The sequence below is a fragment of the Mycolicibacterium sp. XJ662 genome, assembly GCF_053484035.1.
This window is the reverse complement of the sequence record NZ_JBEFTL010000002.1, coordinates 656,689-679,742: the sequence shown is the minus strand read 5'-3', so window position 1 is coordinate 679,742 and position 23,054 is coordinate 656,689. Positions and strand designations below refer to the sequence as shown.

25 protein-coding genes and 3 tRNA genes are annotated in these 23,054 nt (G+C 65.6%); 20 read left to right on the top strand and 8 right to left on the bottom strand.

The window, feature by feature from the left end:
• The first annotated feature begins 301 nt into the window (after positions 1 to 301).
• The 7 genes from ABQE93_RS10555 (at position 302) to ABQE93_RS10525 (ending at position 8,618) form a co-directional block, all read left to right on the top strand.
• Positions 302 to 553, top strand: a complete 252-nt coding sequence (locus ABQE93_RS10555) for a hypothetical protein (RefSeq protein ID WP_448406628.1) — start codon at positions 302 to 304, stop codon at positions 551 to 553.
• A gap of 320 nt (positions 554 to 873) precedes the next feature.
• Entirely contained in the window at positions 874 to 3,126 is a 2,253-nt protein-coding gene (locus ABQE93_RS10550) for a DUF7159 family protein (RefSeq protein WP_448406629.1), read from the top strand.
• Between the two features lie 48 nt (positions 3,127 to 3,174).
• Complete coding sequence (locus ABQE93_RS10545) at positions 3,175 to 4,863, top strand: DUF7937 domain-containing protein (RefSeq protein ID WP_448406630.1); 1,689 nt, start codon at positions 3,175 to 3,177, stop codon at positions 4,861 to 4,863.
• A 158-nt stretch (positions 4,864 to 5,021) separates the two neighbouring features.
• Complete coding sequence (locus ABQE93_RS10540; protein ID WP_448406631.1) at positions 5,022 to 5,723, top strand: vWA domain-containing protein; 702 nt, start codon at positions 5,022 to 5,024, stop codon at positions 5,721 to 5,723.
• Positions 5,720 to 6,661, top strand: coding sequence for a PP2C family serine/threonine-protein phosphatase (locus ABQE93_RS10535; protein WP_448438057.1), 942 nt, complete (start codon positions 5,720 to 5,722; stop codon positions 6,659 to 6,661). The genes ABQE93_RS10540 and ABQE93_RS10535 overlap by 4 nt, the downstream gene beginning before the upstream one ends.
• The gene (locus ABQE93_RS10530; protein WP_448406633.1) at positions 6,658 to 7,971 is read left to right on the top strand and encodes a hypothetical protein; all 1,314 of its coding nucleotides are present in this window, start codon (positions 6,658 to 6,660) and stop codon (positions 7,969 to 7,971) included. The genes ABQE93_RS10535 and ABQE93_RS10530 overlap by 4 nt, the downstream gene beginning before the upstream one ends.
• Positions 7,972 to 7,982: 11 nt before the next feature.
• Complete coding sequence (locus ABQE93_RS10525; protein ID WP_448406634.1) at positions 7,983 to 8,618, top strand: hypothetical protein; 636 nt, start codon at positions 7,983 to 7,985, stop codon at positions 8,616 to 8,618.
• A gap of 15 nt (positions 8,619 to 8,633) precedes the next feature.
• Here ABQE93_RS10525 and ABQE93_RS10520 read toward each other — a convergent pair whose 3' ends face one another.
• Together ABQE93_RS10520 and ABQE93_RS10515 are read right to left on the bottom strand one after the other, a co-directional pair.
• Positions 8,634 to 9,233, bottom strand: a complete 600-nt coding sequence (locus ABQE93_RS10520) for a hypothetical protein (protein WP_448406635.1) — start codon at positions 9,231 to 9,233, stop codon at positions 8,634 to 8,636.
• Positions 9,234 to 9,248: 15 nt separating this feature from the next.
• Positions 9,249 to 10,019 carry a WXG100 family type VII secretion target gene (locus tag ABQE93_RS10515; protein WP_448406636.1) on the bottom strand — a complete coding sequence of 257 codons (771 nt, stop codon included), beginning with the start codon at positions 10,017 to 10,019 and terminating at the stop codon, positions 9,249 to 9,251.
• 216 nt (positions 10,020 to 10,235) lie between these two features.
• On the opposite strand from ABQE93_RS10515, the gene ABQE93_RS10510 reads away from it, so the two are divergent.
• From ABQE93_RS10510 to ABQE93_RS10490, 5 genes are all read left to right on the top strand, one after another.
• Positions 10,236 to 10,913 carry a DNA-binding response regulator gene (locus ABQE93_RS10510; RefSeq protein WP_448407241.1) on the top strand — a complete coding sequence of 226 codons (678 nt, stop codon included), beginning with the start codon at positions 10,236 to 10,238 and terminating at the stop codon, positions 10,911 to 10,913.
• Between the two features lie 340 nt (positions 10,914 to 11,253).
• Entirely contained in the window at positions 11,254 to 11,562 is a 309-nt protein-coding gene (locus ABQE93_RS10505) for a hypothetical protein (protein WP_448406637.1), read from the top strand.
• A gap of 308 nt (positions 11,563 to 11,870) precedes the next feature.
• The gene (locus ABQE93_RS10500) at positions 11,871 to 14,138 is read left to right on the top strand and encodes a BamB-related PQQ repeat family beta-propellar protein (protein ID WP_448406638.1); all 2,268 of its coding nucleotides are present in this window, start codon (positions 11,871 to 11,873) and stop codon (positions 14,136 to 14,138) included.
• Between the two features lie 119 nt (positions 14,139 to 14,257).
• Positions 14,258 to 14,923, top strand: a complete 666-nt coding sequence (locus tag ABQE93_RS10495) for a DUF2927 domain-containing protein (protein ID WP_448406639.1) — start codon at positions 14,258 to 14,260, stop codon at positions 14,921 to 14,923.
• Positions 14,924 to 15,052: 129 nt separating this feature from the next.
• Positions 15,053 to 15,238, top strand: coding sequence for a hypothetical protein (locus tag ABQE93_RS10490; protein WP_448406640.1), 186 nt, complete (start codon positions 15,053 to 15,055; stop codon positions 15,236 to 15,238).
• Here the strand turns inward: ABQE93_RS10490 and ABQE93_RS10485 are convergent.
• The 6 genes from ABQE93_RS10485 to ABQE93_RS10460 all read right to left on the bottom strand — a co-directional run bounded on the left by ABQE93_RS10485 (position 15,216) and on the right by ABQE93_RS10460 (position 20,192).
• Positions 15,216 to 16,181, bottom strand: coding sequence for a magnesium transporter CorA family protein (locus ABQE93_RS10485; RefSeq protein WP_448406641.1), 966 nt, complete (start codon positions 16,179 to 16,181; stop codon positions 15,216 to 15,218). The two genes, ABQE93_RS10490 and ABQE93_RS10485, sit on opposite strands and share 23 nt — an antisense overlap.
• A gap of 6 nt (positions 16,182 to 16,187) precedes the next feature.
• On the bottom strand, positions 16,188 to 16,886 hold the full coding sequence (locus ABQE93_RS10480; protein ID WP_448406642.1) for a crotonase/enoyl-CoA hydratase family protein: 699 nt from the start codon (positions 16,884 to 16,886) through the stop codon (positions 16,188 to 16,190).
• Between the two features lie 108 nt (positions 16,887 to 16,994).
• Positions 16,995 to 17,948: a phospholipase effector Tle1 domain-containing protein gene (locus ABQE93_RS10475; RefSeq protein ID WP_448406643.1), complete on the bottom strand. Its 954-nt coding sequence runs from the start codon at positions 17,946 to 17,948 to the stop codon at positions 16,995 to 16,997.
• Positions 17,949 to 18,033: 85 nt separating this feature from the next.
• A complete protein-coding gene (locus tag ABQE93_RS10470) occupies positions 18,034 to 18,582 on the bottom strand; it encodes a DUF4352 domain-containing protein (protein WP_448406644.1) in 549 nt (182 codons plus the stop codon).
• Between the two features lie 9 nt (positions 18,583 to 18,591).
• Positions 18,592 to 19,308, bottom strand: coding sequence for an MBL fold metallo-hydrolase (locus ABQE93_RS10465; protein ID WP_448406645.1), 717 nt, complete (start codon positions 19,306 to 19,308; stop codon positions 18,592 to 18,594).
• Between the two features lie 20 nt (positions 19,309 to 19,328).
• Entirely contained in the window at positions 19,329 to 20,192 is an 864-nt protein-coding gene (locus ABQE93_RS10460) for an NYN domain-containing protein (RefSeq protein WP_448406646.1), read from the bottom strand.
• Positions 20,193 to 20,472: 280 nt separating this feature from the next.
• Here ABQE93_RS10460 and ABQE93_RS10455 point away from each other — a divergent pair.
• From ABQE93_RS10455 to secE, 8 genes are all read left to right on the top strand, one after another.
• A tRNA-Thr gene (locus ABQE93_RS10455) sits at positions 20,473 to 20,545 on the top strand.
• A 32-nt stretch (positions 20,546 to 20,577) separates the two neighbouring features.
• Positions 20,578 to 20,651, top strand: a tRNA-Met gene (locus tag ABQE93_RS10450).
• Positions 20,652 to 20,686: 35 nt separating this feature from the next.
• A complete protein-coding gene (gene rpmG / locus ABQE93_RS10445; protein ID WP_059101288.1) occupies positions 20,687 to 20,854 on the top strand; it encodes a 50S ribosomal protein L33 in 168 nt (55 codons plus the stop codon).
• A 21-nt stretch (positions 20,855 to 20,875) separates the two neighbouring features.
• Positions 20,876 to 21,352: a (3R)-hydroxyacyl-ACP dehydratase subunit HadA gene (gene hadA / locus ABQE93_RS10440; RefSeq protein ID WP_448406647.1), complete on the top strand. Its 477-nt coding sequence runs from the start codon at positions 20,876 to 20,878 to the stop codon at positions 21,350 to 21,352.
• A complete protein-coding gene (gene hadB / locus ABQE93_RS10435) occupies positions 21,339 to 21,767 on the top strand; it encodes a (3R)-hydroxyacyl-ACP dehydratase subunit HadB (protein ID WP_448392091.1) in 429 nt (142 codons plus the stop codon). Before hadA ends, hadB begins: the two co-directional genes overlap by 14 nt.
• Positions 21,768 to 21,770: 3 nt before the next feature.
• The gene (hadC, locus tag ABQE93_RS10430) at positions 21,771 to 22,322 is read left to right on the top strand and encodes a (3R)-hydroxyacyl-ACP dehydratase subunit HadC (RefSeq protein WP_448406648.1); all 552 of its coding nucleotides are present in this window, start codon (positions 21,771 to 21,773) and stop codon (positions 22,320 to 22,322) included.
• A gap of 143 nt (positions 22,323 to 22,465) precedes the next feature.
• Positions 22,466 to 22,538, top strand: a tRNA-Trp gene (locus tag ABQE93_RS10425).
• Positions 22,539 to 22,605: 67 nt separating this feature from the next.
• Positions 22,606 to 23,052, top strand: coding sequence for a preprotein translocase subunit SecE (gene secE, locus ABQE93_RS10420; protein WP_448406649.1), 447 nt, complete (start codon positions 22,606 to 22,608; stop codon positions 23,050 to 23,052).
• Positions 23,053 to 23,054 lie beyond the last annotated feature (2 nt).

The window sequence follows — 23,054 nt, the reverse complement described above, 5'->3', positions numbered from 1 at the left end:
CCGGCCCAACGCGTTGTGTCTCGGCCGTGATACGGCCGTGATGGGCTTTACCGACTCATCCGCTCTGGGGCGGAATGGTCGCTGTGAAAACACTAAATCTTTGCCGTGCCAATCGGGCCGGATTCGTTGTCGACCGATCGTACGATTGTCATGATCGGCGTTTGGCATGGAAAAGTGACTGTTGGCAAACCCGGAAAGTTTCGAGGAGGCGTGTGCGTTGGTTGATTCAGCGCCGCCGCCAAGCAAGTTCGGGGCGGGGTACACGGTCGGCGGAACCTCATCCGTTTCGCACGCTGCCTCGGTGCTGCCGCCGACTAGCCGACTCAACCGGCTGGCGGCCGTCACGTTCGGCGCTGCGCTGCTCTTTGGGCTGGTGGTCGCGCCAGTGACCTTGCCGCTGTCCTACCTGGCGCAGCGCCAGATCCAGGCGTCCGGGGATAGCGGCGCTTCGCTCGCCAGGGCCGCGATGCTCATCAGCGCCGTGTACCTGGTCATCGGTGCCGTCGTGATCGGGCTGTACGTCTTTGTGGCGGGTGCCGACGCGGCACGATAGTGCGGTTTAGGCGAAGTACGCGGCGTCCTCCGAACGACCGATACCCCCCGGGTCGGTGGAGCTGCCAGGATGAGTCAAAAGATCTGTTTGGGATTTTGCTAACCCTACGCGGGCGGGCGTTTTAAGGTGTTTGTACGCCGCAGCGGGGACGGGCATGAGATCCGGCGGCGTAATAGAGAGGTGAACGCCCGATGGACGTCACATTCGGGGTAACTGTGGGGGGCACAGCGGCGCAGATTGCGCTACTCGACGCGGTGCCGCCGCATTCGGTGGTCGACCAATCCCAGATCGGCCTCGCCGACGAACCGGTCGACAACTTGGTGTCGACGCTGGTGTCCACCGATCGCATGTTGGCGCAGTCGGGTCATCGGCTCGTGGGCACCACAGTGTGTGGCTCGGACGCCGACCTGACGGCTCGACTTCACGGCGCACTTGTGGAAGCCGAACTGACGAACGTGGTCGTGGTGTCTCCGTCGGATGCCCTGACGGCGGTGACGCGCGCTGTGGTGGGCGGCGAAACCGCCGCATCGATGACGAGCGACGGAAGCACCGCCGCGCTGTCGATAGTCGATCCGGCCGCCGACGTCACCTCACTCATCGCCGTCGAACCGGTTACCGGTGGAGACCGGACCGCGGCGTACCGGAAATTGCTGGAGCGCTTCAGTGAAGAGCCGGGCGGGGCAACGAGTGTCGTCGTGCTGGGCCCGCCGCTCGATGATGCGGTGACCGCCGAGCTCAACGCCACGTCCCCGGTTCCCCTGCGGTTCCCCGAGCATCCGGAGTTCGCCTTGGCCCGCGGTGCAGCGCTGGCCGGCTTTGGGCGGCAGCAGGTCTCACGCGCCGTCGAGGACTATCCCGCTGCCTCGCTGAACTCCGCCGACACCATGCTGGGCGTGCAAGCGCAACAATTGGCCTACTCGCAGGTGGAAGATTCAGGCGACTTCGGGCTGGTTGGTGCGGATGTGCCGCTGCAGACGCCCATGCAGCCACTAAGTGCCGTTGACCCCGAAGAATTCGAAACCGAAGAAGAAGACGTCGCACCGAACCGCCCGCGGGTGCTGTTGCTGGGCAGCACTGTGGCTGCGGTGGTAGTCGTCGGGTTTGCCGCGCTGGCGGTCAGTGTCGCCATCAACATCCGTCCGACGGCCAGCGTGCAAGACGTCCGGCTGCAGGAAGAAGCGGTGGCGGGCAAGTACTTTCCGAATTCACCCGGCCAGGGCGTGCACCCGAACGGTCCTAACTGGACGATGATCGAGGAACGTCCCGAGCCGGGAACCGAACCCGACGCCCGCGTCTTCCGTCCCCAATCGCTGGGTTCGTCCGGCGGCACCGGAGACGCCGGCGCCGAGGTGATCAAATTCTTCCGGGACGGAACGGTCGGCGTGGTGCCAGACGTAGTGACGCTGCCTCCGCCGCCACCGCCGGGAGGCGTCGGCCCCGGTGTGTTCGCGCAACCACCCGAGTTCTTGACCCGGTTGATCCCGGATTTCTCCCGCTGGAGCCCGTGCCAGATCCTGGCACTGGTCGGCAACATGGGGGCGTTCGCGCAAGCCACGATGGATGCGGCGACCGATGTCACCACGGCGGGGTTCGAGACCCTCGGCAGTGTCACGGGGGGCCTCAATGAGCTGTCCGAGGCGGGTGAGCTGGTCACGACCCCGGTGACCAAGGCAAATCTCTTCGACACCTCCGAAGAGTCCGACTCGGCTACCGACCTGGAGGCGATCCCGGAGCAGATCTTCGAGACCGGCTCGTCCCAACTGACCACCGCCGACGTTCTGCCGTCGGATACCAAGATCGTCGAAACCAAGACTTCCGAGTCGTTGCCCGGAGCCGGCAGTGCGGACACGGTCACATCAGTGCCGCCTCTCGGCGAACTGATCCCGGAGACGGTCGAGAAGTCCTTGCCGGGCGTGCAGGGGACGGGGCCGATTGTGCTTCCGGAGTCGGAGGTTCTGGAGTCGGCACCCGGTTCGGAGGTGCCGTTGCCCGCCTCCGTGCCGGAGATTCCAGGTGCGGTGCCAGGAGATACGTCACCAGCCGAATCGGTGCCCTCCGAGGATATTGCGAACATGCCGCCGCTGCCGGGCGGTTCAGAACCGGTCCAAATCCCGAAGCCTCAAGAGCCGCTGGAGGTCCCGAAGCCGGTAGAGGTTCCGAAACCACAGGTGCCGGCCGATATCCCGGAGCCGGTGGAGATTCCGAAGCCGCCCGTGCCGGTGGAGGTTCCGAAGCCGCCCGTGCCGGTAGAGATTCCCAAGCCGCCCGCGCCGGTGGAGGTTCCCAAGCCGCAAGTGCCCGTGGAGATTCCCAAGCCGCCCGCGCCGGTGGAGATTCCGAAGCCGCAAGTGCCCGTGGAGATTCCGAAACCACCCGCACCGGTCATCCAGGCGCCCGCGCCGCCTGCGCCCGCGCCGGCGCCGCCGGTCCTCAAGTTGCCAACGAAACTGCCGATCCCCACCAAATTGATTCCCGCGCCTAAAGCGCCCACACCCAAGAAACCTTCGCTTCCCGCAACGACACTGCCCAAGTTGCCTTTCGGTAAGGACCTGTTCGGCTCGGGAAGCAGCTAACGGGGTTGGAGGACAGAGGTGACCTACGCCGCCAAGCATCAACCCGCCGTGCCAGTGCCCGCAGTGCCGGAGCGGCTGCACAGGCCCAGCACCATCCGCGACGGCGCCGCCGGGCTGTTACTCATCCTCGGTGTGCTGCTGCCGTGGAACATCGACGTGGGCTTCACGATCACTGGAACTGCCACCGGGGTGTTGGCCCTTCTGATCCTCGTGACGCTGATGTCGTTGGCCGCGGTGGTGCTCAGCCACGTGGGTCGGTTCAGTATTCGCTCGCCTGGCACCGAGCTGAAGGCGTTGGACCGGCTGCGACTGCTATTGAACATTCCGTACCTGGCCCTCGCGGCGGGCTTTGTGGTGTTCGCCGTGGTTCAGCCGATCCGGTTGGGTGGCACCGTGGCGGTACCGCCGGGGGTCGGTCCGGGCGCTTGGCTCGGGGTCGCCGGTGCGCTTCTGGCGGCTGCGCCGGTGATCACCGGTATCCAGGACAGTGACCGGCGGGAGACCAAGCTCGTACGCATCATCGGCATCGTCATGCTGCTGCTGGCAGTGGTGGCGGTGCTGGTCAACCTGTACTGGCGCACTCGATTCGTCATACCGAACATCGGCGACCCCGACACCGGCGTGCAGAACTCCGTGGTGGCCGTGACCGCCGTGCTCTATGGCATCGTTGCCCTGCTACCGGTGATCGTCGCCACTCGGTGGATCATGTCGGTGAACCCGGCGGCCCGACTGGCTACGGTGCTTCTGGCCGTGGCCGCATTGATTGCCGGCGTGTTCGTTTGGGTCCTGCCGGTGGGACGCGATCTGGACGCCTTCCACGGCGTCGCGCAGAACACGTCGACCGCGGGCGTCGGGTTCGAAGGCTACCTGGCCTGGGTGGTTACCGCCGCGATCGTCGGATCGGGCACACTGCTGGCCGCCTTCGGGCGGGACTCCGAAGGTCGCTGGCGTGCCGCAGCGCGAAAGTGCCTGATACTCATCGCCGTATGGTGCGCCGGAACCGCGGTGCTGCGAATCTTCGATCTGATCGTGTCCTCCGCACTCGACCTGCCGGCCCCGCCCTACAACAGCACCGCGCTGATGGCCTTCGATCTGGTCGCCGCCGTTTTGGCGGCGTGGCTGTGCATCAACAGCTCGGGCAAGGTCGCGACGCCGAGAATGCTGCTGATGCTGTTGTCTGGCATCTTGTTTGTGTTGCTCGTATGCCGGGTCATTTTGGGAGTGGCGCTGGTGCCACGGGTTGAGCCCTTGAATCCACGTGACATCACCGAGGTATACGGCAACACGTTGGCTCAGCAGATCACCAGTACGTTCGACGTGGCACTGTGCGTGTTGGCGTTGGCCCTCTTGATGATCGCCATTATGACCGGCAGCGCGGTCGCGAAAAAACCCGTCCGCCGAAACGACGCCACTGCGCCAGCCGCGGCTGAAGCTGCTGTAGCAGTGAGTATCTCGGCTGCAACCGCCGAGGTGCCGTCGGCTCAGTGGACCAGACCTATCGGGACGGACTGGGATCGATCTGCGCCCACGATCGCCATGCCGTCTGGTCAGCCGGGCGGAGCTCCCGCCACAGCCAAGATCTTCCGGCCCGACACCGCACAGCAGGCGGCGCCCGCGACGGATCGGATTGCCGACGTGCTGGCTGAATCCACCCAACGGTTCGCTGCCGGAACGACCTATGGCGTTGCGCCCACCCCGCATTCGCATGGGCAGAAGCGACACACCGAACCGGAGTGACAGGGGGGCGAAGCTGCGCGACGGGGTGCCCCCGTGCTTAACCCGGTGTGGCCTTTTCGTGTGCTGACCGGCCTATCGACGTAGTTCAGTGTCACTGGTGCGCGCGACGATGAGATGATTCCCAAAGCAAGCGGCGAGATCGGGGAGAGGGGTTCGCGGTGGCTGATCGGGCGTGGTCGGTAGCGCTGAACGACGCCAACCCCGATCCCCGAGTGGCGTGCGTCGTGCTGGCTGACGTATCAGGGTCTATGCAGGGGGAGCCGATCGCAGCGTTGGAACGCGGTTTCGGAGCTTTCACCCGATATCTGCACAACGAGGCCTTGGCCAGTAAGCGGGTCGAGGTGTCCGTGGTGACGTTCGGCACGGTGGCCACCGTGCTGGTGCCCATGCAGGAGGCCCGCGCGCTGCAACCCGTACCGTTCACCGCCGCAGGCACGACCAACATGGCCGCAGGTATTCACCTCGCGCTCGATATCCTCGAGGATCGCAAACACGCCTACAAAGTCGCCGGCCTGCAGTATTACCGGCCCTGGATCTTGTTGCTCACCGACGGCAAGCCCAACCTGGACGGCTTCGACCAGGCGGTGCAGCGGCTCAACGCCGCCGAATCAGCAAGGGGGGTCACCGTTTTTGCCGTCGGTGCCGGGCCGCGGGTCGACTATCAGCAGCTGGCCCGGCTCTCGACGCGGCGCAGTCCGGCCCCGCTGGACGGGCTGAAATACGAGGAACTCTTCGAATGGTTGTCAGCATCGCTGAGCAATGTGTCGAACTCCTCTGAGTTCGGCCGCGACGACCAGGCACTGGGCGCCATGGGCGACCGGATTTCTCTGCCGTCGGTCAGCGGGTGGGCCAGCGCATGAGATCCGGCCGCCGCGATGAGCCGCAGACCGCGTTTCGGTGGGTGGCATGCGGCGCCTCGGTGACCGGGCGCGAGCACCAGCGTCGCGGGCTCGGCTGCGACGACGCCTACAGCTACGGTATTGCCGGGGACTTCGTGGTGGCTTCGGTCGCCGACGGCGCCGGATCGGTGACCGGTACGTCGGCCTGGGGCGCTTGGGTTGCCTGCCGAGGCGTAATGAACGACGCTATGCAGCCCGCGTTCATTGACAGCTACCACCGCTGCGAACCAGTGCACGCCGAAAGCATGATCCGCTGGCTCTTCGACAACGCACTGAATCGGGTCACCAAGCAGGCCGAGGCGCTCGGTGTGGACCCGACGTTGCTGTCGACGACGTTGTGTGTGGGCCTCGCGGATCGCACTCAAGCCGCATTCGGCCAGATCGGTGACGGGGTGATCGCCGCCGAACATGACGGCCAAGTCGAGTCGCTGTTGACCGAAGCGAAGGACGACTACGCGAACATCACCTCTTTCCTGCAGTCCGAGCGAGCATTTGAGGAGTCGTTTCGCACCGCGGTGCGGGGCGATGTCACGGCCTTCGCGCTCAGTACCGACGGAATGAGTTACAAGATCACCAATATGGCCAACGGCGAGGCTTACGAGCCGTTCTTTCGCGACTCGTGGCGACACGTGCGCAACGGCGCGAGTGCGCGCCAGTTTGCGGCGCTGCTGCACGGGATCGAAGACGACCAGACCGGCGACGACAAGACGATGGTGCTGGCTGCGATGCGCTCGCGGTCGGATGAACTCGACGTTGGTGCAGACGATTTCATAACAGAGCATTCCCCTGCTCCGGGGTCGTCGGCCACAGACGTTGTTGTTCGCGACGATGTGTCGGCCGCGGAATCCGTGCCGCCAAAACGCAGACGGCGGGGTCTTCGGATGGGCCGGCGCCGATGACCACCGCACATGGTGGCAAAGCACGCCAGCAGGTTCGACTTGGCACCGGTGAGCAGCTGACCCTGGCCCCGGCGTTGGCCAGCGCGGGTGAGGGCACCGTCTACGCCGTGGTGCAACGACCGGACCTGGCGGCCAAGGTGTTCCATGCCAACCTCAAAGGCCTCGAGGACAAGCTAGCCAAGGTCTCGGCGATGATCCAGTCCCCGCCGCCGGGCCACGTACAACCCAACGGATTTGTCGTGCTGGCCTGGCCGTCGGGGATGCTGTTCGACGGTGACCGGGCAGTCGGTTTCGTCATGCCGCGGATCAACACCGCGACATCGGTGGAAATCCACACCATGAGCAACCCGTCGAATCGAGAGAATCCGTTGCCTGCGGCGCCGCAGTGGCCCAGGCGCGCGACGTGGGGGCATTTAGTCAACACCGCCGCCAACCTATGTCTGGCTGTGCAGGTGGTGCACCGCGTCGATGCGGTGATCGGTGACTTCCAGGAACGCAACATCCTGGTCTCCGACACCACCCAGGTGACGCTGGTCGACTGCGACTCCATGCAATTCACCGATAATGCGGGCCGTCAATTCCTGTGCGGCGTAGGCAGACCGGAGTTCACCGCACCCGAGTTGGTGGGCGTCGACTTGCGGGCCACGGCTCGGGACAAGCCGTCGGATCTGTTTGCGCTCGCCGTACACATCCATCAGCTGCTGATGGCGGGCAATCACCCCTTCATGCGGGGCGCCTGGACCGGTGGCGGGGCGCAGCCGGACGCCTTGAGTCTGGCGCGATCCGGAAGCTGGGCGGGCGGGCCGGGTTCACCGCTGCGCACCCATCCGCTTGCCCCGCAACTGACCTTCCTGCCCGTCGAGATTCAGCGCCTGTTCGTCCGGGCGTTCACGGATGGGTCGCGTGAGCCGGAGAGTCGGCCGAGCGCGCGGGAATGGCGCGAGGCTTTGCTGCGAATCCGGCTGCAGAACTGTCGCCGGGGCACGCACCAGATTCCGGTCAGCGCGTTGACCTGTCCATGGTGTGCGATTGACGACGAACGCGCAGCACGCCAGACGAATCAGGTGTGGGCACGGCCCGGCAGCACTGGGCCGCGGCCCGTCGCGGCACCGAATTCGACAACCGGCCCGCACCGGGTGACCCGGCCGAGTCCGGTTGCCAACCAACGGAACTCAAAGAGCTGGGACCTGGGCGACGTCAACCCGAATCTCGTGGTGGGCGGTTTGGTCACCGTGGCGGTCATCGTCTTGATCTTGGCGATCTTCATCGTCTGGGCGGTGCTCAGCGGTGCGTCCACATTCGGCGGCTAAGGAGGTTAGCAATGGCGGGATACAGGGCGTGGCTAGTTTGCCTGGCGGTGCTGAGCCTGGCGGTTTCGGCGTGTTCGCAAACCGATCCGCAACGGTCTGCGCCCGAACACGCCCCGGTGCCGACCACCGTGTCCGGTATCACCGCGGCGCCCCAGCCGGGTATGGCACCCAGCCCCATCCCGGAAGAGCCGGCCACCCCGCTGAGCGCGGTCCGTCAGGCACCCGCGGTCAATCCGGCTGACTACGAACAGTCGTCGTGGACAACGGGCCCGCTGAGACCGACCCCGGGGTTCTTCACCTTCACCACGCCGAGCGGGAACATCACCTGCACGTGGGAGCAAACGGGCGGCGACCGGTTGATCTGCGGGCTTAAAGCCAGATCGAGCGAACCGACTCCCCGACCTGCCTCATGCGAGGACTATCTGGCGTGGAACACAAATCACGTGACCCTTACGGCAGCGGGAGCGGTCGACGGAGTGTGCACGGGGGGTGCGCAAGTGCCGTCGGCGGCCAACGAACTTCAGTATGGCTTGGCACTGATCGCCGGTGACTACGGCTGCTTGTCCGAAGAGGCCGGCGTCACCTGTGTCAACATCGAGAGCGGCAGCGGATTCTTTGTCAGTCGGGAGCAATTCATCGCATACTGATTCGCCCAGCCAGCCTCAACTGAAGGCGGCCCGGATGCGTTCGGGATCCCAGGACTCCACTGGCGAGCCGTCGACCACACCGGTCACCGAACCGGACTCGATGGTGAGCATGTTCTCGCCGTCGGGCCCGTAACGCACCACACACACCCAGACCGCTTCTGTCTCACCTGCGAAAAGTTCGCCACTGTAGGCTTTTTCGGCCAGTTCGAGTATGGCGCTGGTGGCTTCGTCGGATGACGCCACCCGCAGCGCATGCACGCCGGCGGCGGTGGCGGTGTCCACAACCCAACCCTCAGCAGTTCGTGCCGCGGTGACCGCAGCGCCACCGAGCACCGAATGATCGGATGCCGGCGCAATGTAGGCACCGACGCGATCGGTGGCGTCCAGGAACGCCGCCACGTCACGGGCGATCATCGCGTGCGGGCGCACACCCGGCTTGTCGGCGTCGCCGCCGGCTAGTCGGCGCACCATCAAGGAACGCATACCGCGCATTCCGGCCCGAGACAACTCCTCGGCAGTCGGTTCGACGGTGGCCAGACCGACCGGCCACGGTCGACCGTCGGCGGCGCAAACCGCCACGATCTCGTCATCGGTCAGCAGCGCGGTTTGTTCCATTGGCGTCTGTACCTCCTACCAGGGGACCAGGTTCGAGAACAGTTTGGGCACATACCCGATCACCGCATCCCTCGCCGCCTCGAAGGCACCCGCGGGATTGGTCGCGATGTAGTTGGCTGTCGTCTGCAACGTCGGGGCGCTGAAGTCGGCTTGGGAGACCTGCGCGATGACGTCGCCCCATTGCGCCACCGCCACGCCGCCGAGGTAACCCACCCCGCCCCGGGACTTGAGCAAGCCGCCGGCCAGATCGGTCAGCGAATTCTGCGCCTCGATGATGCGCTGCCCGTCGGTCAGGCTGGAGTCGCCGGCCAATCCGAGCGCATCCAAAAGCGGTAGCACTCCCCAGTCGTCCAGCGGGCCCAGCATCGTGCCCCAGGTGATCGGCCATACCGGAGTGGTGTTGAGGAAGTCGCGGATATTCACCGCAGGGTCGACCATGTCGAATCGGTACGGCAGGCCGTCGCCGAATGGGCTCGGCGAGGGCGCGCCGCCTCCCGCGGCGGGCGCACCGATACCGCCGGCGGCGCTGCTGGCCCGTTCCTGCTCGTCGGCGTTGCGATTGGCCGTGTTCGCGGCTTCTCGCAGTGCGGCCACCACGCCTCGTACCTGCGGAATCGACCCGCTGTGCCATTGTGACCGGTGACGCTCGGCGTCGGGGCCAAACCAGGTGGTCGCACCCAGCATGCTGGTCACCGATCCGGTCATGCCCTCCAAGCGATCGGCGGCCTGTCCCAGGGTCCGTGCGAGGGTCCGCAGCTGGTCGACATCTGCGCCAACCACTGCCATCTTTGACCTCCGCTGAATCTGGCCCGCCGCGGGCAGGCGACGCCCCACGGCAATCCCACCAAGCCACGCGTCGATCCGCTATCCGCCCAACGGAGGACAGTCAGCAACGCGTGGCACCATTATTGTGCCAACAGAATCGATGTAATTCGATCAAAACGATGCGCGGGGGCCGCATCGTGTGGCGTCCTGGTCACATTGGAAAGGGACTTGGAGCAGATGGGGGCGGAGGGACCGTCTGTGCCGACCGCGACAATCGCGGTGATCGACGGGCATGACGTCATAGGCGCGGGCATCGCGGCGTGGTGTGCCGCCGCTGACCCGCCCGTGCATATTGCTGGGACGTTTCGGGACCCGGCGCAGTTCTTTGATGCCTACCCCGAAAACTCGAACCAACACGATGCTGTTGTTTTCGATCTCCAGATTGACGGTAGGCGCCCAGATTTCGATGCGTTGCGCCGGCTTTGCGCGCAAGGTCAGCGCGTCATTGTGTTTTCTGATCTGACGGCTGACGAGGTGATCCTCACGGCGCTTGATCTCGGCGCAGCGACCTACCTGTTGAAGTCTGAAGGACGCAATCATCTGATGGATGCCATAGACGCGGCGCGGACGACGACCCCCCATCTCGGACCGCGAATGGCCCGGGCGCTACGCAACGACAGCCTGCTTGGGCGAATCCGACTCTCCGAACGCGAGAAGGAAGTCCTGATTGCGTGGTTCCAAACCGAGAGCAAGGAAGCGGTGGGACAGCGACTCTACATCGCACCGACAACGGTCCGCACTCATTTGCAGCGGGCGCGCGCCAAGTACGCCAGCGTGGGACGGCCTGCGCCCACCAAGTCCGCGCTTCTCGCACGTGCCATCGAGGATGGCATTCTGAGCCTGCAAGATCTGTAGCGCATGATGGATTTGCCGAGGTGTCAGGTCAGTGTTGTTTGCGCGGTTCCTACGCGATGCGCGCTGGCTAGGTTCGGTTGTCAGTCTTGGATGTTGGGAAACTGAAGTGTTGTGCCGATTCCTGATAACGCTTCTACTGACAACTCTGGCTCTGACTGGGTGCTTCCAGGTCGATGGCGCTCCGACGGCTCCGCACGGCTCCGAACGGTCGATGCCGCTAAGGACGCTCAAGCCAACGGGTCTCGGCGACATCAGGCTAGGGGAGCGGATAGTCGATGTTCGGTCTCGGCATCCGGACTTTCCGTTCGCGGACAACGTCGGCGTTGTGAAGGTGTCTTGGATGGGCTCGGAGTGGACGTTCGTTGACGGCGCCTTGACCAGGATCGCCCCAGGTGACGGCGGACGCACCACTGATGGATTGGAGCCAGGAAGTCTGGTGGGACAAGCATTTGACCTTTACGGCCTACCGATCAAAACGGTATCCGACTCCGACGGATCGCATACCCTGACCTTCAATGCGGATTCGCACACCGACGCGGCCTATCAGCTACGAGTCATCGACTGCAGCGGACTGGTGATTCCGTTCGTTGGTGAACCATTTGCGATAGGCACGGTCACCTCCGTCGCGCTGTGTAGCTGCAAGCGGTAGGGCAGCGTTGCTGAGCCACGAAGGCAGGCAATGTCATTCGAATGACTGACAGCCAACGCTCTCTCGATTATGGAAAAATCCGATGAGTGGTGTTCAATCCGCCGCCCGGTTGGCCCGTGCCACCAGGCTGGGAGCCTCCGGCCGGGTGGGAGCCGGATCCAGCCTGGCCGCCTGCGCCGCCAGGGTGGAAGTTCTGGGACGAGCCGAGACAGGAAGCGCCGAGCGCGCCGTCGGACCAACCGGTCACAGAGCAGCCGAAGGCCTCATCCGATCTGAAGTGGCGTCCGCGGGTACGACCGATCGTCGTCGTGGCAGTGACCATTGCGGTGATCGCCGGCCTCGTCGGCGGTGGGTACGCGCTGGTGAAGCGCTGGACGACAGACGGTGCCGACGGCAGTGCGGTGGCCGGGCAGCTGCGTGGCACCTTCCCGGACCGGCCGTCGATCGGCTGGCGGCTGTCCGCGGACACCATATTTGACCGCGCGGAATTCGTTCAGCCCGAACCGACTTCGTATCAATATCGGCGTGCCGGGTTCATCGATCTCGGTGACACACTGGTCACGTCGGCGGTGCTGCCGCAATCGGATCGCAGCGCCACCCTGGTCGCTATCGACGCAGCGACCGGCGACGTCAGGTGGACCGCCTACGCCGGCTTCGCGCCGGTGTGCGCCACCGCGACCATCGACGGTCTGCTTCCGTGTCTGGGCCAGGACTCCCGGCTGGCCGCACCCGACGCGCCCCCGCTTCCACCGTATGTGCACTTCCTCCGGATGTCCGACGGTGGTGTCGATCACCAGCTGCCGGTGTCCGAGTACACGAGAGCGGTGGAGACCGACGGCACGGCCGTGTACACGATGGGCTATCAGCCGAGCAGCAACGTCCGTGTCATCACCCGCGGCACCGTCGACGACCTCACCGCTGACTGGCAGCAGCGGTATCGGCTGAACGACGACGGTGAGGGCTGCGTCGGCTCCGGCGACACGGTCTACGACGGTGTCGAGGGCGATGTCGTGTACTCCGGCATCGACGCAGGCATGGTGGTCGCCGACGTGACCGACGGCAGGCGGCTGCCTCCGATGGAGGTGCTCAACCTCTCGGTGTATCCGACGCAGGGACTCACTGCCGAGATCTGCGACGGCGCCGATCCGGATATCCGCAGCACGATCGTGGTGGACACCGAAGGCGCGACGCTGCGCACCGTGGACGGTTCGGCGGCGCACCCATGGCTCGTGGCGTCGGACGAAGAGCTGCCCTACATCATCGGCCGCAGCGCCTATGACTTCGCCAGCGGCAGGCAGCTCTGGACCGCCGCGGGTGGCGGAGATGCCGAGCTGCACACCGTCATCGGTGACACGGTCCTCGGTGGCGGGCGCGGTCAGGGTCCGCTAGTCGCCTTCGATCTGGCTACCGGCCAACATCTGTGGACCAGCGACATCAGCCCCTCCGAGATCGATCTGTCCGATGGCCAACGAGTCATGGTGGAGACCGAAAGCGGGTTGGTGGCCGTGAATCTCGCTACGGGGCAGCCGGACTGGACGCTCACCGGAATCGAAGGCTGGCGGTCGGTGGCGCCAGCGGGCGACGGCTTCGCCCACGCCTCCAATGAGTTCGTCGAATACTATCCACCCACTGGCGGGCCGTCGGTGGCGCCAGGACGGGTCGGCGACGAAGGCGGATCCACCGAGGACTCCAGCGGTCTCATCACCAAATGCGGCCGCACACCGGAGATGACGCCGGTCGAGTACCGTGCCGAGAACGGGTCGCTGATAGTGACGATGAAAGTCACTGCCCGCTGCCCGGGAGGGGACATCGTCTCCACGGACCGGTTGCGGGTCACGATAAGTGACGGGCTCGGCCGCATCTGCTCTGCGGTGTTCGACTTCTCCCGAGATCCGCTGGTCCTCGGTGGCGACGGGGCAGAGCCGACCACGGTGGAACTCGAGTTCGGCAGCGGGTCCTTCTCGCGGCATCCGAACACCTTGGGGGACAGGGCAGGACAAGCCTCCGGCGCCACTGAGATCGTGACCGAGTCGACGGCTTCAGGCACCGAAGTCGTGGACTGCGAAGACGAGGGCACAAGTAGTGGCATGCAAAGCGCCGAGCGGCGCACCGAACGGATGAGCGTGAAATCTGCGGGCACGCCAGCGGATGACTCCGCCTCGGCGTGCGGTAGCGACGCGGACGCGCTGGAAGCGTTGCGGGCGCAGGTCGATGCCGACCGGCCGTTCGTCCAATCTCGATTGAGCGACCGGTGGGTGGCGCAACTGTCGTCGAAGCGGCCCGGACTGGTCGCACCCGATGTGGACGGACGCGTGCTCACCTGGACGCCTTGCGAGATCTTGCAGCAACACCTGCGGATGCGTGGACAGTATCCCGAGGTACGTCTGGCGTGGAGCGACGAATGGCGGACCTTCGATCTGGCCGGCTGGTGGGTGACCGTCGCCGGTGTCACCTTCCCCGGCCCCAACGAAGCCAACGGATGGTGTGACGCCAGAGCGATTCCGGTCGACGAATGTTACGCGAAGGTTGTCAGCAACACCCGTGACTCACGGGGCTCGACGAAGTACCGACGGTGATTGCCACGGTGCGCGACATCTCGGACATGATGCGTTGCGTTCATGTGGGTTTGACCCTGTGTCTGCTCGTGGCACCGGCCACCGGTTGCGGGAGCGCGTCGAGCGTGGGCACTTCGACAGTGACCCGCTCCACGAGCGTCGTCGTGCCCACGCTGACACCGACCCTCGTTTCTGCGCCCGCCACCGTAGCCGGTCCCAACCCCTCCAAATCGCCGCAGGAGTCGCTGGACTACTTCCTCGAAGTGGCCTTCGGAAGCGAGTACGGCCGCAGTACCCGGGAGATCCGCAAGTGGTCGATCGATCCCAGGATCAACGTCCACGGCACGCCCACGCCCGAGGACCTGGCGACACTCACCGAGGTGGTGGCCGACCTGAACGCGCTCATCGACACGGTCACCCTCGACGTCGTCGAGTCCGGCGGAAACGTCGATGTCTATTTCGCTCCGGAGAGCGGTTTCGCCGAGATCGAACCGAACTACGTCCCGGGCAACAGCGGATACTTCTGGGCTTGGTGGGACGCTGGTGGCCAGATCACCAGCAGCCGGGTCCTGGTGGCCAGCGATGTCACTCAGGTGGCACGCAACCACTTGATCCGCGAAGAGATCACCCAGATGCTCGGCCTGATGAACGACTCGTTCTCTTATCCGGACAGCATCTTCTACGGAGACCCTTCTGCCATTGAGAGTTACGCCGACCTCGACGAATACGTCATCCGGGAGTTGTATCGACCCGATGTGCACGCTGGTCTCGGTGTCGACGAGACCCTCGCGATCATCGGGAACTGATTACACGCCCGTCGTCTGCGCCGCAGAATCGGTGATGCTAGGTGCACCGACCGCGTGTGCAGCGGCCCCGGATTGGTATCAAGACGGTGTGGTGGCAGCCAGGTTTCATCGCCGTCGGCAGCGCCGCCGGTGACGTCGCGCTGGGACCAGGTGCTCCAGTTCTCCTGCGTCATCGGCAATTCCGTGCTCAGGTACCGCGGCTGGGGCACCGGCTACGACGTCAGCAGGCTCGTCGACGACCACAACGGCTTCACCGTCGAGTACGAGGCCGACGGCGACGTCGTCGGCGTGCTCACAGCCAGTCTCGGCGCTTGAAGCTCACATACAGGATGATCACGAGCAGCACGATGATGACGGTGCTCGTCAGAAAGCCGGCCACCGTGTCGATCCCGGGATACGTCACGTTCTGGCCGTAGAAGCCGGTGATCGCCGTCGGCACCGCGATGATCGCCGCCCAGCCGGTGAGCTTCTTCATCACCGTGTTCAACCGCGCGTCCTGCAGTGAGAGGTTGGTCTCGAACACCGTGGTGATCATGTCGCGCAACGACTCTGTCCACTCCGAGACCCGCAGCACGTGGTCGTAGAGGTCGGCGTACAACGGGTCCAGTTCGGGCGCGGTCTTCGCGTCCAGGCGGCGATGCTGGATCGAGTTGACCACCTCGCGCATCGGCAACACCACCCGGCGCAGCTTCACCAGATCCTTGCGCAACTGGAAAGTACTGCGCTGCAACTCATCCCGCGGCCGATCGGCGAACAACTCATCCTCGATCGCCTCGATGCCGTCGTCGAGCACCTGCACCGCGTCGAAGTGGCCGTCGACCACCACGTCGAGCAAACCGTGCACCAACGCGCCCACGCCGTACTCCTGGCCGCCGAGTTCGTCGAACCGCTGGGACACCGCGTCCATGTCGAAGTCCGGCGGCAACCTCACCGTGATCAGCCCGCGCGGCAACACGAACCCCGAGATGCGATGGTTCTGGATCGTCGACTCGTCGACCGAGACGGCGTACACGGTGAAGAAGGTGTGCGAATGGTAGGCAACGGCTTTGGTGCGTTCGGCTTCGGCGATCGCATCCTCGACCGCCCAGGTGTTCAGCCCGATCTCCTCGGCCAACTCCTTGAACGTCTCATGGTCGGGGTCATAGATGTCGCACCACACCAGGGTGTCGTCGTCGGCGAGGTAGTCCGAGATCGACGCGAAGTCGAAGTCGTCCTGCGGCTTACCGCCGCGCCACACCCGCCCCCGGACCCGCTTCACGGTGCCTTAGAGACTGAATTCGGTTGCCAGGCCGTCGATCCCGGCGCGGATCGCGGCCAGCGCAGATTCGCGCGCCTTCATCTTGGTGGCCAGGTGCGCGCCCGCATGGATACCCGACGCGGCCCCGACCGCGACCTCCTGCGCACGGGCCAGCACTCGATCGGCGTCGACGATCTCGTCGAGCCACCCGCCCGCGATCGCCTCGTCGCCGGCGAACGTCGCGGCCATCGACGCGCCCCGCTGAAACGCCGCGGGCGTCAACCGCATCCGCATGATCTCCAGCGCCGCAACCGGAATCGTCATCCCGATCGCCACCTCGATCGCCTGGCACTTCGACTTCGGCTGGCCCACGCGGTGATCCCCGGACAGCAGCAGAAACGATCCCATCGCGATCGCCGGACCCGTCGCGGCCATGATGACCGGCTTGGGAAACGTCAGACACCGCACCGCCAACTCGAACCCGCCGGAGAGCATCGCCAACCCGGCCTTCGCGTCGCCGGACTGAAACACCGTCAGGTCGAAGCCGCCGCTGAACACCCGTCCGTTGCCCGCCAGCACCACGGCCTTGGCGTTGTCCTTCTCGGCGCGGTCCAGGGCGTCGTTGATGGCCGCCTGCATCGTCGGGCCCAGCACGTTGACCTTGCCGTCGTCCATCGTGATGGTCGCGACGGATTCGGTGAGGTCATAGCCAACGGCGCTGGTCATCGGTTCTCCTTTAAGCGGTGTTCCGACAGGATGCTAGCGCCGAACGAGAAGCCAGGGTTGTTCCGCGCCGGGTTTTGTGACCGCGGGTGCTATCTCGGCGGAAACAACCTATGAGACCAGCCGCTCACCGCGGGCCAGCCATTCCGGGTCCGCCCATGCCACCCGCGCGGGCAGGCGACGCCAGTACTCCGGATGCTCGCGCAGATAGACCTCCACGCTGGAGTGCACGACCGCACCGTCGGGCAGGCGCCGCATCGACAGCCGGTGCGGGATGCCCGCGACCGCGTCGCACTCGGTGGGCGTCGGCACCGCGTACGGCAGCCGCCGCGACACCCGAAGCCCCGCCTGCAGCGCCCCGTCGAGCATCCAGTCGAACGTGATCGCGGCCAACGGCTCACACCCACCCGCAGAACCGGTGATGTCGGCGTGGGTGCCGCGGAACCAGACCTCCTCGATACGCTCCGATGCCGGTCCGACCAGCCGCTCACCGGGCAACCCGTCCACCGCGACGGCGTGGCGGCCGAACACGACGTTGCGCAGCGACGCCGTCGCCGTGCGGCGCGTGAAACTCGGGATTCTCAACGTGTCCCACAGCCCCAGGAACCGGACCGGCACCGCGACGTCATGGCGCTCGGACAACCCGGCCGCGACGCGGGTCACCCGCTGCCAGTCCTGCGGCGTGCGCTCGGTGCGCGGTGCGGCGTACGCGTCGAGCACGTAGTCCAGCAGGTCGGGCAGCACCCCGACGGTGCCCAGCAGCCGGGTCAACGTCTGCGCGCAGTATGCGCCCCGGCCCGAGCCGAACAGGTAGATGCGGTCCTCGGGTTCCCAGTGGTCGACGAGGAAGCGGTAGGCCTCCGCGATCGCGGTCCTGGCATCGTCGGCGGCCGCGCGCCGATGCAACCGATGCGGCGCCGACGGCTCGGCGTGGTGCCAGCCGAGTTGCTCATTTCCCTCGACAAGCAAACCCAGCAAGCGCTGCAGGTTGGTCGCCCCCCGCGGCGCCGGATGGCCATTTGAGCGGTCGAAACACAACACGAGCTTTTTCACGAGGCCCCCCACGGCTCGGATCGTTGCCCTCACCACAGTCTGCCTGGCAAAGCCGACGATGTCTATGCGTGCTTCGCTAAAACCGCACGAGCCGCGATCAGGACAGCGCCAGCTCGACGCCCTCGCTGACCGAGTCGGCGTGCAGTTCGACGGTGCCCGGCACGGTGCCCGCCGGGACGGCGAATGCCAGCGCGACGTCGGCCTTACCGCCCGGCGCGAGTTCGGCGACGCCGCCGCCGAGCGCAGAGGTCGCCTCGTCGTCGATGGAGTAGACCGCGCCGTCGGCCTTCAGCGTCTGGTAGGCGCCGAGGAACGTGGCGGGCGCGTCGCCGACGTTGCTGACGGTCAGGTTGACGACGACGCGCTCGCCAGCCTCATCGGCCTCGTAGCCTCGCACGGTGAACGACATGGGGCCGTCGACGCCGGCATCGACAGGCGAAGCCTTCGGCGGGGCAACCCAACCGCTGGTCGCGATGGCCTGTGCGGGCGTTTCGGTTTCAAATTCCTCGCCCGCGACGATCGCGGTCGTGTTGATGAACAACCCGTAGACGACGACGAACACCAGCACCGCCAACAGCGCCGAGCATGCGGCGGCGTAGGAGATGACGAGCCGTCGGACGTCGTCGGTGGGCGGGGCGGTGGACATCGCGCCGGATCAGCCGCCCATCAGCGTTCGCCACTGGTCGAGGTTGCTGACCCGGTACACGTAGTTGGTCTGGCGCACCTCCGACAGCGACGCGCTGGGCTCCGCGGAGTACCAGTGCCCGGGGAACACCGTCGGATCACCCGACAGCTTGGCCAGGGCCTGCAGGCTGCGGAACATATCGTCGCTGTTGCCGCCGGGGAAGTCGGTGCGCCCGCAGCCCTCGAGGAACAGGGTGTCGCCGGCGACCAGGCGCCCGTCGAGCAGAAAGCACTGGCTGCCCGGGGTGTGGCCGGGGGTGTGCAGCAGTTCGATGTCGAGGTCGCCGACCTCGACGATGTCGCCGTGCTGGTGCTCGGTGAGCTCGCTGCGCGCGATCCCGGTGACCTTCGAAACCCAGTCCGCCTCAAGGCTATTCACGTGCACGGGCACGTTGACCCGCTCCAGCAGCTCGGCGAGCCCGCTGAGCTGAAAACCCATCATCGACCCGCCGACGTGGTCGGGGTGGTGGTGGGTGACGAGCACCCCCGACAGATGCATGCCGTCGGCTTCCAGCGCGTCGACCAGATCGCCCGCGGCGTAGGCCGGGTCCACGACGACGGTGTCGCCGGTCTGGCGGTCGCCGATCAGGTAGGCGAAGTTGCGCATCTGCTGCGCCATCATGTCGCCGGCAGCGAAGTCGCGACCCGACAGCAGCTGGCGGAAGTAGAGGCGATCAGGGTTAGCCATGGGGTCAGGGTATCGGCGGGTCAATCGTCGTTGCGCAGCCGGACCATCCGAATGGTGCTGCTCTCGTCGAGCTCGGCGATGTCGTTGCGGGATCGCAGGAAGTCGCTGAACGAGCGAAAGCCCAGCGACCTCTCCGAGAACGACGGGTCCATGCGCTTCATCTGCGCCTTGACCGCGGAGTTGTGCAGCCAGTCGGCGTCGTCCTTCTCGTGCCCGATGCGCAGCGCGCGTTCCAGCAACGCCGTCGCCGCGACCTGCGGATCGGGAGCCTCGGGCTCCTGGTCGGCGTCGGCCTTGGTGCGTCGTCGCTTGGGCTCCTCCTTCGGTTTGACCGGGGTGATGCCGGGCAGCGAGTCGTAGGAGACGTACTCGTCGCAGGCCGCGGTCAGCGAGCGGCTGATGGAGCCGGTGATGCCGATGCCCACGACGTAGCGGCCGAGGCGTTTGCAGCGCTGGGCCAGGGGGATGTAGTCGGAGTCGCCGGCCACGATCACGACGTGGGTGAGGTCGGGAAGCCGGAACATGTCCTCGACGGCGTCGACGGCGAGCCGGATGTCGGCGCCGTTCTTGCTGTACGCGGCGGCGGGGAACAGCTGGACGAGGTCGACCGCGCGGCCGACGAGTTGGTCGCGGTAGTCGGCGTTGACGTCGGCGGACCAGTCGGCGTAGGCCCTGGTCAGCACCAGCGTGCCGAACGAGGAGGCGAAGTCGATGATGGCGCCGACGTCGACGCGGGCCTCGGCGAGCCGGCCCGGGTTCTTGTGGAAGCCGGCGGCCTTGTCGCGCTGGAACGAGTTGCGTCCGTGGATCTGGTCGTAGCGGGAGATGACGACGTTGTCGAAGTCCAGGTACACCGCCACGCGTGCGATGTCGGTTTCGGTCACGTGTCCGTCCTATCACCCGGAGCGTGCCCGGCGTGGGGGGACGGCTGCGGTCGGCGGCCTCGGGGCCGTCCGCGGGGGATAGTGCGGGAAGTGCCAAGCTACGCGCGAATTTTTCGCTCAACTACTACCGCAGCTCGTAACGTCCGCGAATTTGTCGCTCATAGCTGGCAGCTAGAGCACAGTGACCCAGGAGTGAGCTGCTCGGCATCGACCAGCGGTTTGGCGCGCCAATCGGCGAGGCTGTACCCTCTTTAAGGCCCGCCGCATGGTGCGGGTCGCGGCCCCCTTAGCTCAGTCGGCAGAGCGTTTCCATGGTAAGGAAAAGGTCAACGGTTCGATTCCGTTAGGGGGCTCGGTGGACCGCCCCGGGCGGCGGCGCCGGTAAGGCGGTGTAGCTCAGCTGGTTAGAGCGCACGACTCATAATCGTGAGGTCGGGGGATCGAGTCCCCCCACCGCTACAACACCAGGACGAACGCGTAGAAGGACGACAGAAGTGGCCTCCAGTACCGACGTACGGCCCAAGATCACCTTGGCCTGCGAGGTGTGCAAGCACCGCAACTACATCACCAAGAAGAACCGCCGCAACGATCCCGACCGGCTCGAGATCAAGAAGTTCTGCCCGAACTGCGGCAAACACCAGCCGCACAAAGAGTCGCGGTAACTAGGCAGGTTCAGCCCAAGCGTGTCTCTGTCCGAGCGCATCGTCGGGATCAAATTTCGCTATCCCGACCATTACGTGGTGGGCCGCGAGAAGGTGCGCGAATACGCGACCGCGGTCAAAAACGATGATCCGGCGTTCTTCGATGAGAAGGCCGCCGCCGAGCTGGGCCACGACCGGCTGCCCGCACCGCTGACGTTCACCTCGGTGTTGGGCTACATGGCCCAGGTGGCGTTTTTCGAGCACGCCAACGTCGAGATCAAGGACGCCAAGATCGTGCAGGTCGACCAGGTGCTGAAGTACCTCAGGCCGGTCTTCGCCGGCGACAAGCTCTACTGCGATGTGTCCGTGGACTCCGTGCGCCAAGCCCACGGCACCGACATCGTCGTGCTCAAGACCGTCGTCACCAACGACAAAGGTGACGTGATGCAGGAGACGTTCACGACCTTGGCGGGTCGTGCGGGTGAGGAAGAAGAGGGTTTCAGCGATGCCACTGCGTGAGTTCGATTCGGTGAAGGTGGGTGATCAGCTTCCCGAGAAAGTGATCCCGCTGACACGGCAGGACCTGGTGAACTACGCCGGGGTGTCCGGTGACCTCAACCCGATCCACTGGGACGACGACATCGCCAAGCAGGTCGGCCTGGACACCGCCATCGCCCACGGCATGCTGACCATGGGTCTGGGCGGCGGATACGTCACCTCCTGGGTGGGTGACCCGGCCGCGGTCAGCGAGTACAACGTGCGCTTCACCGCGGTGGTGCCCGTGCCCAACGACGGCGTCGGCGCCGAGATCATCTTCAACGGACGCGTGAAATCCGTTGAGCCCGAAACCAAGACCGTCACCATCGCGCTGTCCGCCACCGCCGGGGGCAAGAAGATCTTCGGCCGCGCGATCGCCATCGCGAAGTTGGCGTAGGCCATGGCGCTCAAACTCGATATCCGGGGGATGGTCTGGAAGTACCCCGAACCGTTCGTCGTGGGCCGCGAGCAGATCCGCCAGTACACCAACGCGATCCAGGCCGAGGACCCCGAGAGCCTCGACGTGGCCGCCGCCCAGGCCGCCGGGCACGACGGGCTGGTCGCGCCGCTGACGTTCATGTCGATCTTCGCGGTGATGATCCAGCGCCACTTCTTCCAGCACAACGACATCGGCTTCGAGACCATGCAGATCGTGCAGGTCGACCAGAAGTTCAAGTTCCACCGGCCGATCAAAGAAGGTGACGCGCTGACCGGCGTGCTGCGCATCGAAAGCGTCGACGAACGCTTCGGCGCCGACATCGTCACCACGCGAAACGTGCTCACCGACCCCGACGGCGAGGTCGTGATGGAGTCCTTCACCACGCTGATGGGCCATGAGGGGGACAACTCGATCTCGGCGGGCTGGGACCCGAAGACCGGGCAGGTGACCCGCAAACCCGTCGTGCATGACCCGACCGATCCCGACGAGGTCGACGCTTCACCGGCGGATTAGTAACTGACCAGGGTGGCGCGCTACACTCGTACCTCGGGGTTTTCCCAGTCCAGCGCGCTGTCCACCGGCTTTGATCAGCCGAACGGGGAGCGCGCGAATTGTGTGAGCCCCGGAACGGATGGTTGCCTGCCGTGCCATCCTGAAGGGGCGTAGCTCAACTGGCAGAGCAGCGGTCTCCAAAACCGCAGGTTGCAGGTTCGAGTCCTGTCGCCCCTGCTCAACTGAATACTCGACAAGTGTGGACACTGGAAGGTGACCACACCACACAGACGAAAGGCATGCGGTGAGCGATTCCGAGCCGGCACGCCCTGATTCGACAGGCGCCGGCAGCAACCCAGGGCCCGACGGCGACGGCCGGACCGCAGTGGTGGCACCGCAGCGGCCCACCGGGAAGCGGTCGCGGCGCGGTGCTGCTGCCGAGGGCGAGAGCTCGGCCGTCGACCTGGACACCGGAACCGAGGCCGCTCCGACCAAGAACGGCTCCGGGAAAAAGAAGAAGACCGCCAAGAAGCGCGGCGACGGTTCCGGAAAAGGTGGACGCAACCCGTTCCTGTTCGTCTGGACGTACCTACAGCAGGTCGTCGCCGAACTGCGCAAGGTCATCTGGCCGAACCGCAAGCAGATGATCAGCTACACCACCGTGGTGCTGATCTTCCTGGCGTTCATGGTCGCGCTGATCTTCGTGACCGACTATGGCCTGAGCAAGCTCATCAACCTGGTGTTCGGCTGACG